The following is a 15459-nucleotide window of genomic DNA, read 5'->3' as shown; positions in this document are numbered from 1 at the left end:
CGGCGGAGCGGGGGAGAGGTCACCGGGGCCAGCCCATGTCCGTATACGGCCAGCCCTGTGCGATGCCCTCCAGCGCCGCGACCGTGTACTCCACCGTCGGATCGGGGAGATCACGCAGTGGCCACCACTGCCACTGCACGCACCGGTCCGGCTCCATCACCCGCGGCTCGCCCTCCCACTGGTGGACGCGGAAGAACAATCCCAAGCGCGGCACGGCACCGTCGGCGTCGAGCAGGTGCACGGTGTGCACGAGCTCGAGGTCGCTCTCGGCGACGGCGACGCCGAGCTCCTCGCCGGCTTCCCGTACCGCGCAGGCCCGGACGCTCTCCCGCTCGACGTGCCCCGCCGGCACATGCCACACATTCGCCCCGAACAGTGCATCCGGCGGCCGGAGCCCCAGCAGGACGTCGCCCTTCCGCTCGAACATCAGATGCGCGCCAACGATGTTGGGCAAGTACGGCACGATCTCCCCTTTCCCCTGGCACGGCCGCCGCTCAGCGACGGCCTGGATGCCTCGACTTGGCGTGCCCGCTCACGGGCCGCTCCCGACGGCGCGGTCACGGGCGCAGCGGCGTTCCAGCGGCCGCCCCCGGCACCCGATGCCGCCTGCGCCACGTCGAACGCATAGATGAAGAAACCGTCAACCGCGCCCACAACCCCGCTCTCCTGCCGAAGGGAGATGTTCGAACGTGGCGGCGCAGAGCGGAGGCATTGGGCACAGGGGGCACGGGTCCTCCGTGGGCGAGCAGTCGAGGTGGACGTCCGACACAACGCTGCTGATCAGTAGGGCGTAACGGGCACGGCCGGGCGAACGATGGAACGAAGGTTCGACGACCGCCTGCACTCCAAGGCGTACCGAGGCTTCGGCGTCTGGCGGCCTGTTCGAAGCCACTCGTGCGAGGTGTCTCACCCTTCCGAGGGATTGCCCTCTTCGTGCACACGATCGCTTCCCAGTAGCCTCCCGGGTCAAGACCTCTCACCGCCCGTTGACGTCCGTCGGCACGCGGGGACAGCCGCGTTCCTGTCCCAGACCGTGCCGACGCAGCCACAGCCGCACCGCCGGATAGACCCGCCGGTTGGCATCGGTCACGCTGCGCGAGAAGGATGTGCGCGCCCCGCAGACGCCACAGCGCAGCACCACGAAGTTGCGCCGCGTCGTGGTGAGTTCGAATCTGGCGCGCTTGGCCTTTCGGGCGAGATCGGCGAGGCGCTTGCTGCGTGCTCCGCGTAGCGGGTCCGTGGTCCCCATCTGCTCACCGTCGTCTTGAGGTGTCAGGGCAGGTCGCGCAGCCGGCCGCGAAGGCGGTCGGCGTCGCGGGAGCTGAACGGTTCGTAGGTGTTCAGGGACTGGGTGAACAGGTCGCGAGCCGCGGGGACGTGGCCGGCCTCGTGGTTGGTCTGGCCGAGCATCTCCAGGCTGCGCGCGATCCAGCGGCGCGATCCTGCCTGGGTGAACTCCTCCACGGCGGTGCGGCCGTGGTCGAGCGCGACCTGGGTGTCGCTGCTGAGGGCGTGGGCGCGTCCGAGCCAGGCCAGGGCCCGGGCGGCGTTGTGCGGGTCGTCGACCTGCAGCAGCAGGGCGCGGGCGGTGGTGAAGCGGGTGATGGCCTGGTCCGGCTGGCTGTCGTCGAGGGAGATCTCCCCCAGGACGATGTCGGTCAGCGCCTGGCCGCGCAGATCGTCGAGCTCGACGCGCTGCTGGCGGGCAGTCAGGAGGAGGTCGTGGGCCTGGCGGCGTCGGCCGGCGCCGTGGTGCGCGACGCCGAGTTCGTGGACGGCCTGGGCCTGCCCGGCGGCATCCGCTGCGGCGGTGGCCATGTCCCGGACTCGGGTGAAGGCCTCGATCGCGGCGTCGTGCTGGCCGGCGCTGCGCAGCCCCACGCCGTAGGTGTTGAGGAGCGCCCGGTGGGGGAGGCCGGCACGGTCTCGGTGGGCGGCGTCGACGGCGAGCCGGTGGGCCTCGAGCCACAGGCTGTAGGCCTGGCTGTGATGCCACAGGGGCCACAGAGCCCACACCAGCATCCACACGCACGGGTACAGGCCGGCGGCGTGGCCCGCGCGGATTGCCGCCATGAGCTGGGTCTGCTGGCCGTCCAGCCAGGCCAGGGCCTCCGTGCGCTGGGTGAACGTGATGGGCTGGGCGGGTGGGTAGGCGAGGGGGCGGTCGAGTCGGCGGTGAGCGGGTGTCAGCACTTCCTCGGCGGCCGTGGCCCCGGTCTGGAACCAGTCCAGGGCGCGGTGCAGGACCTCCTCGGCGGTGCCGTCGGTGTCCTCGTGCCGGGCCTGGGCGCGGGCGTGGGCGCGGGAGGCGTCGTGGAGGCGGTGGACGCGGCCGCGGACGGGGTGGTCGGCGACGTCCTCCAGGAGCCGGGCCGCGGACAGCGCGCGCAGGGCCTGGTGGGCTTCCTCGGCCGTCAGATTGCAGATGGCCGCGGTGAGCGCGGTGTCGGTCTCGGGCAGGGGTAACAGTGCGAGCCGCCGGTAGACGCGGGCGACGTCCCGCGGCAGATGCCAGTAGACGCGGTCAAGTCCGTGGGCCATGGCTCCCTCGAGGCTGTCGGCTCGGTGGCGGGGCGCGGCGCCGGCGTCCGGTCCCGCGCTGGAGGTGAGGAGGTCGGCCAGTGGCCGACCGGGGTGCGCGGCGAGCTCGGTGACCACCAGGCCCAGGGCCAGCGGGAGTCCGAGCGTCGTGGCCGCGATCTGGCGGGCGGCGTCCGGTTCGCGGGTGATGCGGCCGGAGCCGAGGCACCGGGCCAGGTATTCGCTCGCGGCGGCGGGATCCAGCGGGCGCAGTTGGTGCAGCCGGGCGCCGTCGCGGGCCAGGTCGGCCAGTAGTTCGCGGCTGGTGACCACCACCAGGTGCCCGTCGCCGCCGGGCAGCAGGGTCCGGATCTGCTCGGCCGAGGCGGCGTTGTCGAGCAGCAGGCACACGGGCTTGTCGGGGCGGGCCGCGGTCACCGAACGCCACCATGCGGAGAGTTCCTCCGTGGTGGCGGGCAGCGGTCCGGTGCGGCAGGAGCGCAGCAGCCGGACGAGGACCTCGTCGGTACGGGCGGGGCCGTCGGCCGCGTGACCGCGCAGGTCGGCGAAGAGCTGTCCTCCGGGGAACTGGTGGCGGAGCCGGTGGAGCCACCATGTGGCGAGCGCGGTCTTCCCGACGCCGCCGGCGCCGCTGAGGGACGCCAGCCGCACGCCGTGGGAGGGCTGTTCCCGAAGCCACTGCGAGAGGTCTTCGACATCGGCGTTCCGGCCGGTGAACGCCACGGGTACTGGGGGGAGTTGGTACGGAACCGGGGGCGTGGCGTCGGTGGCCGTGGGTGCGGGGTGGACATGGAGGGTGCTGATGTCGCGGGCCTGCACGCTCGTGGACACCGTGGCCTGTCCCTCGATGGCGTTGGCCACGCCGCGCTGGTCCGGGCTCATGACCGAGGTCCAGCGGAGCGCGGTGCCCGGCGCCGCGTCGTGCGGGCCGGCTGGGGCAGTCTCACGGTGGCGGGGGGAGCGCCGGTGAGAGCGCGCTTGAGGTCGCGCGGGTGGGTTCCTCCGTCCTTCTCGGGCAGGACGAGCCACCGGACGTCTTTGCCGTGGGTGGTGGTCGGCGGGGGTATCTCCACCATGGTTCCCGGGCGCAGCAGGCGCGTTCCGTGGACGTTCCAGACCGTCAACAGGTGCAGCTCGATGAGGAAGGTCACGTGGCCGGCGAGTTCGTTCGCGATGACGGGGCCGATACGGACGTCGTAGGACTGGAGGGCTCGCAGGGCGCAGCGCCCGTCGTCGTAGGGGACGCGGATCGCGTGCCAGCGGTCGCCGGCGGCGATACTGCGGACGCGGTCGAGGGGTACCCAGCCCGGCAGGTTGAGGAAGTTGAGGCCGTGGGCGTGGGAGGAGCCGTCGGGCCAGTCCGGTTCGTACCAGTCGTCGTCATCGAGGTCCGAGGGGCGGGGACGGGCAACCGGGGTCCGTTTCTTCATGCTGTGTTCTCTCGTTCGGCTGGTCGTCGGTACACGCCTGCTGATCCGTACCGGGTCAGGAGCCCCGGCGGTTCGCCGTGGTGTGAATGCGGTTGACGGCGGGCTGGATGGTGGGTCACCGGCGCACGGCGCGGATGAGCCAGCTGGCCACGGCCTGCTTCGGGTGGTCCGGGTTGGCCAGCCGCTGACGGTGCTGGACGGTGAAGTCGCGGTCGAGCAGGTGCTGCCAGAGGGAGAGGCTGAGGACCCAGCGGGGCAGCGTGACGACGGCGCCGTCGTCCTGCGGCAGGAGCGCGGAGGAGCACGACAGCACAGGACTGGCGGGGGTTCCGTCGGCGTGCTCGGCCATGGTCGCCAGGACGAACACGCCGCCCGGGCGCAGCGCGGCCGCGACCACGGGCAGCAGGAGAAGCGGGTCGGTGAAGCAGACGGCGCCGAAGCGCGAGTAGACGACGTCATAGCCCAGGGGTGCTGCGCGAGGTGACCGATCGCGTCGGCTGCGACGTAGCTCAGGCGGGGGATGGCGCCGAAACGGGCGGTGGCGACCTCGGTCGCGACGGGCGAGATGTCGAGGCCGACGCCGCGTGCGCCGTGCTCGTGCACGAGGTGGGCGATGGTGCGTCCGGCGCCGCTACCGAGGTCGATCACCCTGCGGTCGGCGAGGGCGCCCAGGAGCTCGGGGCCGGGACCGGTGCTGTTGTAGAGGTCCCAGCGGAACGGGGCTCCGACCGGGTGGATCTCCTTGAGGGCTTGCTGGTGCGCGTGCTGGTTCCACAGGTCCAGGGGCGGGCTGATGGGAGGCATGGGTAGTCCCGTGAGTCGGTGTGGAGGATGGCCGGGCGGGCTGCCCGGGGCTCTAGGCCGGGATGGGCATCGAGAGGTCGGTCGTGGTCAGGAGGTAGTGGGCGGCCTCGGTGACGGTCGCAACCACGCGGTCCGGCCGGGCCCCGCCGCGCTGCAGAGGCTGCCCGTGGGAGACCCAGACGGTGTGCAGACCCGCGGCCCCGCCGCCGGCGATGTCGTCCTCGAGCGAGTCGCCCACCATGGCGGCCGTGCGCGCCCGCAGTGAGTCGAGCGCGATGTCGAAGAGCTGCCGGTCCGGCTTGCGGGGCCCGTAGTCGCCGCTGATCACGACCCGGTGACGGGGGAAGAAACGGTGCAGGCCGCTACGCCGGAGCTTGATCCACTGGGCGTCCGGGGAACCGTTGGTCAAGACCGCCATCCGCCAGCCCGTATCGGACAGTGCGCGGATCATCCGGCACACCTCCGGCCGGTACGGCGTCAGTTCCGCGCAGTCCCGCCGGTAGTCCGCGTGCAGCTTCGTGATCGTGGCCTTGAGCGTGTAGCGGTCCCTGAGGTCGGCGAAGAACGCGTGACGAAGCCCCGCGTGCAGCGCGTTGACCGCCCGCACTTCGTCCACCGGCACGCCGTGCGCGTCGGCGAAGCACTGGGACCACGCTGCGAACGCGCCGGCCGTATCGACGAGGCAGTCGTCGAGATCGAAGACAGCAGCAAGGACAGGGGACGCGGGGGACATGACGAACAGCTCCAGGGAAAGAGAGGGCGGCGAGGTTCAACAGGGGGCTTGGCTGCCGCGCGCGGCGCCGTGGCGGGCGAGGTAGGTGTGGGCGGCGGCCCGGGCGAGGTGAAGGGCGACCGGTTCGTGGGCCGGATCGCCGAGGGTGCGCAGGTAGTGCTCGTGCAGCAGGGCCCGCACCACGGCCCCGGTCGGCCTGCCGCCCGTGGCCAGGAGTTCGCGGTAGCCCGTGAGAGCCCGCGGACGGGTGCCGCGCGGGCCGGTCAGCCAGCCGATGCCGGCGCGCGGGGCCATCTCCGGCGGGACAGCGGCGGGGACCAGATGGCGCGTGGCCTGCTCACGCAGCCGCACCGGCAGTTTCATGGGCAGGACGGGCTTGGGCTGCCCGTCGAACCAGCGGGCTCCAGCCACGATCCCGCCGCACAGGCCGGCCGCGATATCGAGCATGTGCGCGGCCGCGAGGATCCGAGAGTCGAGGGCCGCAGGACGGGCCAGCAGCCGCGCCACGACACCGGAGTCCGCGGCGAAGCACTCCTCCGCCGCACGCAGCAGCGGGCCCTCACCCCACAGACCGGTGTGCGGCCGGTACGGCACGAAGGCGAAATCGGACAGCACTCCCGTCTCGGTCAGATGCTGCGCCCAGGTCCCGAGCTGCTGCATCACGCGGATCGGTGCCGCTTCGTCGTCGCCACCGTCGGCCCGGAGGTACAGCTCCAGGCACGCGGTGGTGGTGCCGGTGCCGTGGGGCCGGTACCACCAGCGGCAGGTGCCGAGCCGGGAGAGCAGGTCCGGCAGGTGGCGGGAGACCAGTTCGGCGCGGTCCTGGGATGGTCCGTAGAGACGGGCGCACAGGTAGGGCCCGGCCCCGGGGAGGCGGCCGTGGCCGCGCGGGATCACCGGAGCGTCCTGCAGCCGGGGCGCCGGGCTCGCGGGCGCGGCCGAGCGCAGCAGGACGGCGAGTTCGGTGGGCCGTCCGCCGCACCAGCCGAAGGCGTCGTCGGTGGGCGCCTCGACGAACGCGAGCGGGCCGGGCTGCTGGCGTTCGAGCTCGTGGCGCAGCAGCTCCAGGTGCGCCGGATCCTCGAGGTCGAGGGGCAGGCGCATGTCGTAGAGGGTCAGGAACACCTGTGCGGGAATGTCACGGCGGTCGCGCAGTGCGGTGAAGTCCTCCTGCCACCGGGCCGTTCCAGTGCTGTGGTCTGGGAGGTCGTTCCGGTTCCAGTGCCATGTCCGGGGGGAGAGGACGGTGCGGCCGTGGCGCAGGCGGGGCAGAGCCGGGAGGTGCCCGGCGGCGCCCCAGTCGAAGGGCATGAGCGTGCCGGGCGGGCCGGTGATGCGGGCCGTCTGGCCGCGCACGAGTTCGTCGAGGAACCGGGCGATGGCTGGGGTCTGGTATTCGATCTGCAACGGGTGCGGGAAGGACGGCTCCAGGACCTGTCGGCGCGCGCGGGAGACCAGGTGCAGACGGTGGCCGTCGCAGGTGACCGCCAAGTCGTGCACGGGCCAGAGGGTGGTGCCCGGCCGCGGCTCGCGGTATTCGGACAGGCTGATCAGGTCCGGCAGCAGCTCGGGGGTACGGATCAGGCTGGTCGCCGAGGGGCGCAGCGCCGGGAAGACGAGCTGGACCGGCGCGGCGCCTTCGGTGCGAGCCGGCCGGTCGGCCAGTGCCGCGGAGAGGCGGGACGAGGACGAGGCGGCGAGCAGGCCTGCGAAGCGTCCCCCGGTGAAGTAGCCGAGCCCCCGCGAGAGCCCCCGGACCACGGCCCGGAAGTCACCGGCGTCCAGGGCCTGTTCGGAGGGGCTGTGGACCTCGATCAATACCTCGGTGTGCGGCGGGACTTCCATCCGCACGGGATCGCCCGCCGCCAGGGCCTCGGTTGTCGCGTCATCGAGCTCCAGGTCCCGGCCCTCGGCCAGAGCCTGGTGGGCGAGTCTGAGCAGCTGTTTGTCGCGGCGGGAGACGGCCGGCCGCGCGGCAGGAACGCCACCGAGGAAGTCCTCCGGCAGCCCCAGCCCTGTCGCAGGGTCGAGGAGATCGGTCAGCGGCACCAGCACGCCGGGGCCGTACCGGCCGAGAAACCGCTCCCGGTACGCCCGCCAGGGCGCGGTCCCGTAGGGCTCGGGGCTGACCCGGGCCAGGGCCGCCACCGCGGACTCCACCTCCCACGCCACCGCCCGTGGGACCACCACCTCGCCGTCGAGATGCATGTCCACCTGGAGCGGCTCCGCCTCGGACAGGTCCCTCATCCGCGTCAGCAACGCGGCCCGGCGCGCGCTCCCGTGAGCCGCCGGGAGCTGGTTGTGCTCGCCCACCAGGCGGTGGATCTCCCGCAGACCGGCGACCAGGCCAGCGGCCTCGTCGACACGGTCGATGCCGCACCGGCCGAGCTGAGCGACCAGGTAGCCCAGGGGGTCCGGCGTCGTCGACGTCGGGTGGAGGTTGCTGATCAGCACCCGGCAGACGATCAGTTCGTCCAGCACCTGCCGGACGCTGTCCTCGCTCGCGTCGCCCTGGGCGAGGACCTTGCCCAGCACATCCCTGTAGGGCACCGGTGCCTCGGCCGTCTCCACCACCGCGCGCACGAGCGGCGTGTACCGCACGGACACTTCGCGCACCGTGGTCGTCGTCGCCCCGGGTGTCCGGGGCTGCCACGGCACCACCAGGCGCTCCCCGCGCGCGAGCACCATGTTGTTGGCCGTGAGGAGCAGCCGTTCGCGCACCGCGGGGATCGCCTCCAGGAGCGCCACCACCTCGGCCATCCAGACACCGTCGGCCTGCGCAACGGCGCGGTGCCGTTCGCCCCACCGGGCCGTGGAGCGGTCGCCGAAGGAGCCCTTGGTGATGCCGGCGAACAGCCCTCGGGGGGTTGGACGGCGCATCCTCAGGCAGTACGCGGCGAGCGACAACCCGGCCTTGCCTACGTCGGCCGTCTCAGGGGAGGGCGTGCGCAGCAGGGCATCGATCTCGGAGGCGAACCCCGGAGCGGCCAGCCGGACGGCGTCGGCAAGGTCCTGGTTCTTCCAGGTGGCGCTGATCCATGTCCGCCAGCTGGAACCGTCCTGGGACGCGAGGCCTTCGCCGTCGGGTAACGCTGGCGCGGGGTCTACGGCGTGGTGCACCGCTCGTACCAGCAGGCTCTGGTCGCTGCGGAACCGCAACGCCCTTGCGCCCCGGCCGGAAGGAACGGGCGGAGCCTTGGCGACGGTGTCGTCGTCACCGCCGAAGAACATGGCGAAGGCGTGCTCGGTGCCCGGTACCGCGGTGTCCTGCACATCGAGCGCGTCGGCGCCTTCCGGTGCCGCTGTCATGACGCCCCGCTGAAGGCGAAGCTCCGCGCGTGGCTGGCCAGCAGTCCGGGGAGCTTGTCCAGGAGAACGCCGAGCTCGTAGCCGACGTCACCGATGTCCGCGCCGCTGCTGGCGTAGAGGCCGACCACGTCGGTCTGCGCGATGGTTCCGAACACGCACAGTCCATAGTCGGTTTCGACGATTACCTGCCTCAGCTCGCCCATGCCCTCGGCCTTCGTCATCGCCGACGCGAGGCTCGCCAGCGAGCTGGCCATGGCCGCGCGCTTCTCCGCCTCCCCGTCGTTGTTCGGGGGGCAGACGGGGCTGTGGAACCGCAGCAGCCCGTCGACGCTCACCACCAGCGCGCATCGCAGCTGAGGCACCCTCTCGCGGCTGTCGTCCAGGAGCTTCTGGACCGTGCTGGTCACGTTCATCACCGGTTGTGTCCTTGACGTTGGAGGTGGCCGAGGGCCAGGAGTTGACGTTGAAGAAAAGCCGGGGGCGTCTGTTCAAGTGGCGGTCACCGCGTGCCGGGACCGCGGGAGGGGGCGCTGCTGTGTCGGCGAAGGTGGACCGGCTGCCGCGGGCGTATTCACGCGGCAGCCGGGACGCGCGACGCTCGCCGTGACGCGTTGCCGTCACTCCGGACTCCCGGATCGTCGGGCGCAGGCTGTCGCCGACGCCCCGGGGGGACAGGAAGACCGGAGCCCACGGTGGACGCCCGGTCCGCGGGGAAGAGAGAGGAGGAACCCGCGCGCCGGTGTCCGGACCGGGAGAACAGGGACGCTCTGAGCTGTGGGCGGCAAAGGCTTCTAGCGCGGGTGCGGGGGCGGCCTGCGCCGATGCGCGAGCAGGCCAGGCGGGTGCGGGGACGGCGACGTCATGACGGGACTCCGAAAGGGAGGGGAGGTCGGGGATCCGGCTGCCAGCCTTGCGGAAACCGCTGCGCATCGATACGGCATCTGTGCCTCATCTGTGCCTCATCTCGCCGCGTGACGACACAACTCCGCAGCTCCTTATCGGCTGGTTCGTCGGCAACTGTGCGGCGGGGCCGAGCCGTGAAATGAGGCACAGATGAGGCACAGATGCCGTATCGATGGACAGCGGCATCGGGAGAGGCTGGAGGCGTGCCGTACTCGGATCGCGAGGAGACGCCCGTGCCACCGGCAGACACCGCCAGCCCGTGCCTGGGAGCCCTACTGGACCACCACGCCGTCGACCTCGACGGCGTGAAGGCCCCTCAGAAGCTCGCCCGGGACTCGGTACGTGCGACGTGCAGCGAGCACGGCGGCTACAGCCGCGACAACGTCGCCCTTGTAGCCGATGAACTCGTGGGCAACGCCGTCCGGCACACCGAACACGGCCCCCGCGAACTCCTCGTCGACGTCTACCAGCGCGGCATGACCGTCGGCGTCGCCGACTGGGACCCCGACGTCACCGCCGTCCCCGCACGCCCCGCGCAGCGCCCCGCACCCCCCGGCGCCGACGACGACGAGGACGTCCCCGCGAGCGGCCGCGGGCTCTTCCTGATCGACCTGTACTCCACCACCCGCACCGTGGAAGAACACAACGGCGGCAAGATCGTCCGGGTGTCCATCGCCCAGGCCGGGGCGAGCTGATGGCGGCAGCATCCCTCCCGGCGCGCCGCTTATGCCGGCAGACGGCCGTGCACCCGCTCGGCGTGCACTGCGCCACCGTCGGCGACCGTCCCGGCCCCCACGATGAGCTCTTGCGCCGCGGGCTGTGGAGCGCGGCCGAACACGGTGCGACCCTTCTGGACACCTCCGACTCCTACGGACTTGGGCACTCCGAACGCCTCATCGGCCAGTTCCTGCGCGAGTGGACCGGCCACCGCCTCCAGGTGAGCAGCAAGACCGGCCTGGTCCGCGGCACCGCCCCCCACCCCTACGCCGGCCGCCACATCCACCACCAATTCGAGCAGACCATCGAGAACCTTTACATCGAACCGCCCCTCGACCTTTTCACCCTGGCGTCCCTGGACTTCGGCCCCGGCGACCGGTACCTGTACAGCGCGATCGAGCAGATGCGCATCCTGCGCCGCAACGGCGACATCACCGCGATCGGCATGCGCGGCCCCCACGCGGACCTCGGCGCGCCCCTGGAGGAGTGGCGCCGGCAGGCCGCGCGCTTCGTCTCGCTGTTCCGAGCGATTCAGCCGGACGTGGTGTGGACCCAGTTCCACGGCCTCACCCCGGCCGTGCCCCTGACCGACGAGGGCGAGGACCTCTTCACCTTCACCCGTCGCCATGGAGTCGGTCTCGTGCTCGCCGCTCCCCTGGCCCATGGAGTGCTCGTCGGCAGGCCCTTCGGCCCGCGCGATGGCGGTGCCCAGCCCTCCGACCTGGTGGCCGCCGGTCTGCAGGAACTCCGCGGTCACTTCGGTGACGCGCCGGGGACCCTCAGCCGCCTGGCGCTGCGGCTGTGTCTGCAGAAGGCCGACCACGCCGTCGTCATCGTCGGCGTCCGGGACCAGGAGCAGGCCGAGGAGAACTTCGGCTGCCTCGGCGATCCGCTGACCGACGACGAACTCGAGGTCGCGGAGAGTGCCTATGCCCGGATACGGGCCGGACTCCAGGACGCTGACGCACCACCGGCCTGGGAGGCCGCCGGATGACTGTTCACTGCCGCTGTCCGTGATTCACGACTCGGGCCGCATGGCCCCTCGGCGCACAACGAAAGAGGACCACGTCCACTCGCCTGACCGGCAACCCTCCGGAGGCTCACAATGCACGTGGCACTGGTGTACCCGGAAGTCCTCGATCTGGCCCGATTCAAGGAAAAGCGCAGGGAGTTCCCGCCCTTCGGCGTGCTCTACCTCGCCGCGGTCGCCGAACAGGCCGGCCACGACGTCTCCATCGTCAAAGTCACCCACGGCGACCACGTCCGCGACTTCTCCGGCGCTGATGCCGTGGCCTTCACCATCCCCTCCTCGGCCACCTACGGCGTCATCCGTGACTCCCGGCGCGACAGCCGCTACAGCGGCGATCCGCTGATCCTCGTGGGCGGGGTGCACCCGAACTTCTACCCCGAGCAGACACTCGCGGACATCGAGCCCGACGCGGTCGGGATCGGCGAAGGGGAAGAGACCTTCCTCCAGCTCCTGGGCCACGCCCGCAGCCGCCGCTTCGACGACGTCGACGGCATCTGCTACCTCCAGGACGGCAAGGCCGTCCGCACGCGGCCGCGGACGCTGCTGCGCAGCATCGACACCCTGCCCTTACCCGCCCGGCATCTCCTGCCGGCCGAGGACCTGGTGATGAGCGACCGCCTCGCGGACACCGACCTGAGCATGGCGCACGTCATGTTCAGCCGCGGCTGCCCGTTCCCCTGCCGGTTCTGCGCCGCGGCCCAGACCCGGATCCAGTACCGCTCCGGCGCCAGCGCCCGCCGCGAACTCCTCGACATGATCGAGCGGTTCGGAATCGAGGGGTTTGCCATAGTTGACGATAATTTCATCGTCAACAAGAACAAGGTCCGCGACATCGCCACGAACATCGCCGACCTGGGGCTGCGCTGGTCGGCACTCTCCCGCGTGGACACGGTCGACGAGGCGCTGCTGGCGGACATGGCCCGCTCCGGCTGCCTGGAGATCAAATACGGCATGGAGTCCGGCAGCCCGACGATCCTCAAGGCCATGCGGAAGAACATCACCGCCGACCAGATCCGCCGCACGCTCCGCTGGAGCCGCACCGCGGGCATCAACGTCAAGCTCTTCCTCATCCACGGCTACCCCGGCGAGAACCGGCAGACCACCGGCGAGACCATCGACCTGCTCACCGAGCTCGCCCCGCTCATCGACCGCGTCTCCCTCTTCCGCTTCGTCCCCCTGCCCGGGACCTACGTCTACGACCACCCGGCCGAGTTCGACCTCCACGGCACCAGCAGCCAACCCGGCTGGAGCGGGGACTGGAGCCAGTACCACATCCACCACAACCACAAGCACTGGTGGGGGACCGAGAAGCAGTTCACCGCCGTCCAGGCCGGCTACGAGGAGCTCGCCGCGCTCGTCGCCACCTTGTGGCCCGACCGCCACGAATCCGGCCCTTCCCACCCCGCGCCCCGGTAGATCCCACTACGCTCAGGTGCCGCCCTGGCACCTGAGCACCGGCCAACCCCCGCCCAGCACAAGGGAGCCCCAGACCGTGGCCGCGAGCGTGACCCTGCCCGCCCAAGCCGAACGCGCGGCCATCGCCGCCCGCCACGGCTGGGGCCCCGACTCCACCCCCCTTCCCCTCGCCGCTCTCGCCGCCGCCCAGTCCGGCCTCCACGCCGCACGCCTGCTCACCCCCTACATCACCGCCCACACCCGCAACCCCGCATTCACCCCCGACGAGCTGCGCGCCGCCCTCGCCCCCGGCGGGAGTCTCGTGAAGATCCGCTGCATGCGCCGGACCCTCCACCTGTGGCCCCTCGCCCAGGCCGCCGACGCCCACACCGCCACCCTGCGCCTGCGCCTGGGCGCCACCCGCGCCACCGCCCGCCGGCACGGCCTGACGGAGGCCGGGCTCAGACGCTGGGGACAGCGAGCCGCCGACGCACTCGCCAGTGGCCCCCTGCCGTACCGGGACCTGCAAGACCACCTCGCCAAGCAGCACCACGGGGACAGCGCGGCCGTACGGCTGGGCATCAAGTGGGCTTGGGAGTCCGGGCACATCACCTACCGCAACGCCGCCGCCTCCCTCCACCGTGAGGACCGGCACTACGCCCTCCTCGAGCACGCCCACCCCGGCCTCACCCTCACCGGCCCCGATGCCCGCACGGCCACCATCGCGCTGCTCCGCCGCTACCTGCACGCCTACGGGCCGGCCGCCGAGGGCGACCTGCTGTGGTGGACGGGCCTGACCCGAGCCGAGATCACCCCGGCCCTCGCCGCCCTCCACAGCGAACTCGTCCCCGTCCGCATCAACGGCCTGCCCCACGAACTCCTCGCCCCGCAGGAAACCCTCGAGAGCATCCGCTCGGCGCCCCCGCTGCCGCCCGACCACGTGCGGCTGCTCGCCTTCGAAGACCCCACCTTCAAGGGCTACTTCACCACCCGCAGTCGCTACCACGACCCCGCCCACACCGCACACGCGTTCAACACCATCGGCGAAGTCCGCGCCGCCATCACCGTCGCGGGCCGGATCGCCGGAACCTGGGAGTGGGACAAACGCACCCGCACCGTGAAATCCGCTCTCTTCGCAGCCCAGCCCGCCCCCATCCGCCGCCGGATCCACCAGCACCTCGAGCGCGCCGAGACATTCCTGCGCACCGAGCCGTGCTGACGCCGCGATACCAATGACGCAAATCCGCCCCACCCGGGCGCAGGGCGACGCCATAATCGGTGACTCCACCGGCCCCGCGAGGAATCGACTGCCACCGTGACCGCACAGCGCCACCGCCGTATCTGCGACGTCCACATCCTCCTCGTCCGCGACGACCAGGTTCTTCTCAGCCTCCGCAAGGGCGGCTACGCCGCCGGCCTGTGGCAGGTGCCCTCCGGCCATCTCGAGGAGATCGAACCGACCGACGACGGCGCCGCCCGCGAGGGCCTGGAGGAGATCGGCGTCCGCGTTCCCCCGGGCGGCCTCGACTTCGTGCACTTCCTCGACCACCGCGCACCGGGCGAGGAACCAAGGCTCGGCGTCTTCTACCGCGCCCGCTCCTGGGAAGGCGAGCCGCACAACGCCGAACCCGACAAATGCGGCGGCCTGGGCTGGTTCCGTTTCGACGCGATCCCCGACAACACCGTCCCGTACCACGCCGCCGCCCTGGCCCACATCGCCCAGGGCCGGATGCGCTCCCGCTTCGGCTGGGAGCCCGCGCTGACACCCTGAACCCGGCCGCGCCCGCAGCGCGACTTTCCCGCCATCCGAAGACCTGGCCGGCGGCCACCGGGACGACGGCCGGTTGCGGCTGTGGCCGGTGGGTCGTCAGACTCCGGCCCATGACGACGACATGCGCTCGGGTGATCACGGTGGCGAGGGCGACCCGAAAGGGCACGCGCGAGCACAACGCGGACGCCGCCGCGGTCCACGTGTACCCGGTGGCGGACGTGACCGCCGCGGCGGTGGTGGACGGCATCGGCAACGACCCCGAGGTCGTCGCCGCGGCCCGGATCGCCGCCGAGGTCGCGGTGCGGGTCGGAGCCCGTAAGGGCGGGCTCGCCGGGTTGCTCGCGGCCGCCGAACTCTACGCCGACCCCGGCGCGGACCCCGTCGAGCCGGACGCCGTGGCCGTGCTCGCCCTCGCCGAGCCCGGGCAGGAGACCCGCGTGCACTGGATCGGTGACTGCCGCGCCTGGGGGTTCGACGGCAGGCGGCTGCGGCAGTACACGATCGACCACACCATGGGCGAGCACCTGCGCCAGAAGGGGGCTTCGCTGGCGGAAGCCGCGCTGCACGACAACTGGGTACGTACGTCCTTGGGAACGGCGACGGTCGGCACCGTAAACTTCACGGAGGTACCCGACCCGTTGGTGATCCTCACCAGCGACGGCGTGCACGATGCCCTCGACCGCGATGTCCTCGACGGCCTGATCCACGCTCACCCCGACTCCCCGCAGGCCCTGGCCGACGCCCTGGTCCGCGCCGCCCAGGCCGACACAAGCGGATACCGGGACGACGCCACGGCCGTGGTGCTCCTGCACCACACATAGGCCCG

14 protein-coding genes are annotated in these 15459 nt (G+C 71.9%); 6 read left to right on the top strand and 8 right to left on the bottom strand.

The features are described from left to right. Window positions 1-19 precede the first annotated feature (19 nt). The 8 genes from ACFY1P_RS20360 to ACFY1P_RS20325 all read right to left on the bottom strand — a co-directional run bounded on the left by ACFY1P_RS20360 (window position 20) and on the right by ACFY1P_RS20325 (window position 9230). On the bottom strand, window positions 20-454 hold the full coding sequence (locus ACFY1P_RS20360; protein ID WP_390751409.1) for an NUDIX domain-containing protein: 435 nt from the start codon (window positions 452-454) through the stop codon (window positions 20-22). A 522-nt stretch (window positions 455-976) separates the two neighbouring features. Continuing rightward, on the bottom strand, window positions 977-1249 hold the full coding sequence (locus ACFY1P_RS20355) for a hypothetical protein (RefSeq protein ID WP_390751408.1): 273 nt from the start codon (window positions 1247-1249) through the stop codon (window positions 977-979). Window positions 1250-1272: 23 nt separating this feature from the next. Beyond that, entirely contained in the window at window positions 1273-3423 is a 2151-nt protein-coding gene (locus ACFY1P_RS20350; RefSeq protein WP_390751407.1) for a hypothetical protein, read from the bottom strand. Beyond that, window positions 3420-3971 (bottom strand): hypothetical protein, encoded by a 552-nt coding sequence (locus ACFY1P_RS20345; RefSeq protein WP_390751406.1) that lies wholly within the window; start codon window positions 3969-3971, stop codon window positions 3420-3422. The genes ACFY1P_RS20350 and ACFY1P_RS20345 overlap by 4 nt, the downstream gene beginning before the upstream one ends. Before the next feature lie 115 nt (window positions 3972-4086). Then, complete coding sequence (locus tag ACFY1P_RS20340; RefSeq protein ID WP_390751405.1) at window positions 4087-4368, bottom strand: hypothetical protein; 282 nt, start codon at window positions 4366-4368, stop codon at window positions 4087-4089. Window positions 4369-4827: 459 nt separating this feature from the next. Further along, the gene (locus ACFY1P_RS20335; protein ID WP_390751404.1) at window positions 4828-5508 is read right to left on the bottom strand and encodes an HAD family hydrolase; all 681 of its coding nucleotides are present in this window, start codon (window positions 5506-5508) and stop codon (window positions 4828-4830) included. Window positions 5509-5544: 36 nt separating this feature from the next. Beyond that, window positions 5545-8817, bottom strand: a complete 3273-nt coding sequence (locus tag ACFY1P_RS20330; RefSeq protein ID WP_390751403.1) for a lantibiotic dehydratase — start codon at window positions 8815-8817, stop codon at window positions 5545-5547. Continuing rightward, a complete protein-coding gene (locus ACFY1P_RS20325) occupies window positions 8814-9230 on the bottom strand; it encodes a roadblock/LC7 domain-containing protein (RefSeq protein WP_390751402.1) in 417 nt (138 codons plus the stop codon). The genes ACFY1P_RS20330 and ACFY1P_RS20325 overlap by 4 nt, the downstream gene beginning before the upstream one ends. Window positions 9231-9953: 723 nt before the next feature. Here ACFY1P_RS20325 and ACFY1P_RS20320 point away from each other — a divergent pair. The 6 genes from ACFY1P_RS20320 (at window position 9954) to ACFY1P_RS20295 (ending at window position 15454) form a co-directional block, all read left to right on the top strand. Further along, the gene (locus ACFY1P_RS20320) at window positions 9954-10415 is read left to right on the top strand and encodes an ATP-binding protein (protein ID WP_390751401.1); all 462 of its coding nucleotides are present in this window, start codon (window positions 9954-9956) and stop codon (window positions 10413-10415) included. Beyond that, window positions 10415-11431, top strand: coding sequence for an aldo/keto reductase (locus ACFY1P_RS20315; protein WP_390751400.1), 1017 nt, complete (start codon window positions 10415-10417; stop codon window positions 11429-11431). Before ACFY1P_RS20320 ends, ACFY1P_RS20315 begins: the two co-directional genes overlap by 1 nt. Window positions 11432-11548: 117 nt before the next feature. Beyond that, a complete protein-coding gene (locus ACFY1P_RS20310) occupies window positions 11549-12883 on the top strand; it encodes a B12-binding domain-containing radical SAM protein (protein ID WP_390751399.1) in 1335 nt (444 codons plus the stop codon). Between the two features lie 76 nt (window positions 12884-12959). Further along, the gene (locus ACFY1P_RS20305; protein ID WP_390751398.1) at window positions 12960-14081 is read left to right on the top strand and encodes a DNA glycosylase AlkZ-like family protein; all 1122 of its coding nucleotides are present in this window, start codon (window positions 12960-12962) and stop codon (window positions 14079-14081) included. Window positions 14082-14177: 96 nt separating this feature from the next. Then, window positions 14178-14633 (top strand): NUDIX domain-containing protein, encoded by a 456-nt coding sequence (locus ACFY1P_RS20300; protein WP_390751397.1) that lies wholly within the window; start codon window positions 14178-14180, stop codon window positions 14631-14633. A 110-nt stretch (window positions 14634-14743) separates the two neighbouring features. Next, window positions 14744-15454, top strand: a complete 711-nt coding sequence (locus ACFY1P_RS20295; protein WP_390751396.1) for a PP2C family protein-serine/threonine phosphatase — start codon at window positions 14744-14746, stop codon at window positions 15452-15454. Window positions 15455-15459 lie beyond the last annotated feature (5 nt).

This window comes from Streptomyces sp. NPDC001407, assembly GCF_042895325.1.
Classification (GTDB): domain Bacteria; phylum Actinomycetota; class Actinomycetes; order Streptomycetales; family Streptomycetaceae; genus Streptomyces.
The sequence above is the reverse complement of the archived record's forward strand: the minus strand, read 5'-3'. Positions and strand labels throughout refer to the sequence as shown.

Coding starts and splice junctions, on each gene's coding strand:
- ACFY1P_RS20355 (WP_390751408.1), bottom strand. CDS start 1,249: ATGGGGACCACGGACCCGCTACGCGGAGCACGCAGCAAGCGCCTCGCC.
- ACFY1P_RS20350 (WP_390751407.1), bottom strand. CDS start 3,423: ATGAGCCCGGACCAGCGCGGCGTGGCCAACGCCATCGAGGGACAGGCC.
- ACFY1P_RS20345 (WP_390751406.1), bottom strand. CDS start 3,971: ATGAAGAAACGGACCCCGGTTGCCCGTCCCCGCCCCTCGGACCTCGAT.
- ACFY1P_RS20335 (WP_390751404.1), bottom strand. CDS start 5,508: ATGTCCCCCGCGTCCCCTGTCCTTGCTGCTGTCTTCGATCTCGACGAC.
- ACFY1P_RS20330 (WP_390751403.1), bottom strand. CDS start 8,817: ATGACAGCGGCACCGGAAGGCGCCGACGCGCTCGATGTGCAGGACACC.
- ACFY1P_RS20325 (WP_390751402.1), bottom strand. CDS start 9,230: ATGAACGTGACCAGCACGGTCCAGAAGCTCCTGGACGACAGCCGCGAG.
- ACFY1P_RS20315 (WP_390751400.1), top strand. CDS start 10,415: ATGGCGGCAGCATCCCTCCCGGCGCGCCGCTTATGCCGGCAGACGGCC.
- ACFY1P_RS20295 (WP_390751396.1), top strand. CDS start 14,744: ATGACGACGACATGCGCTCGGGTGATCACGGTGGCGAGGGCGACCCGA.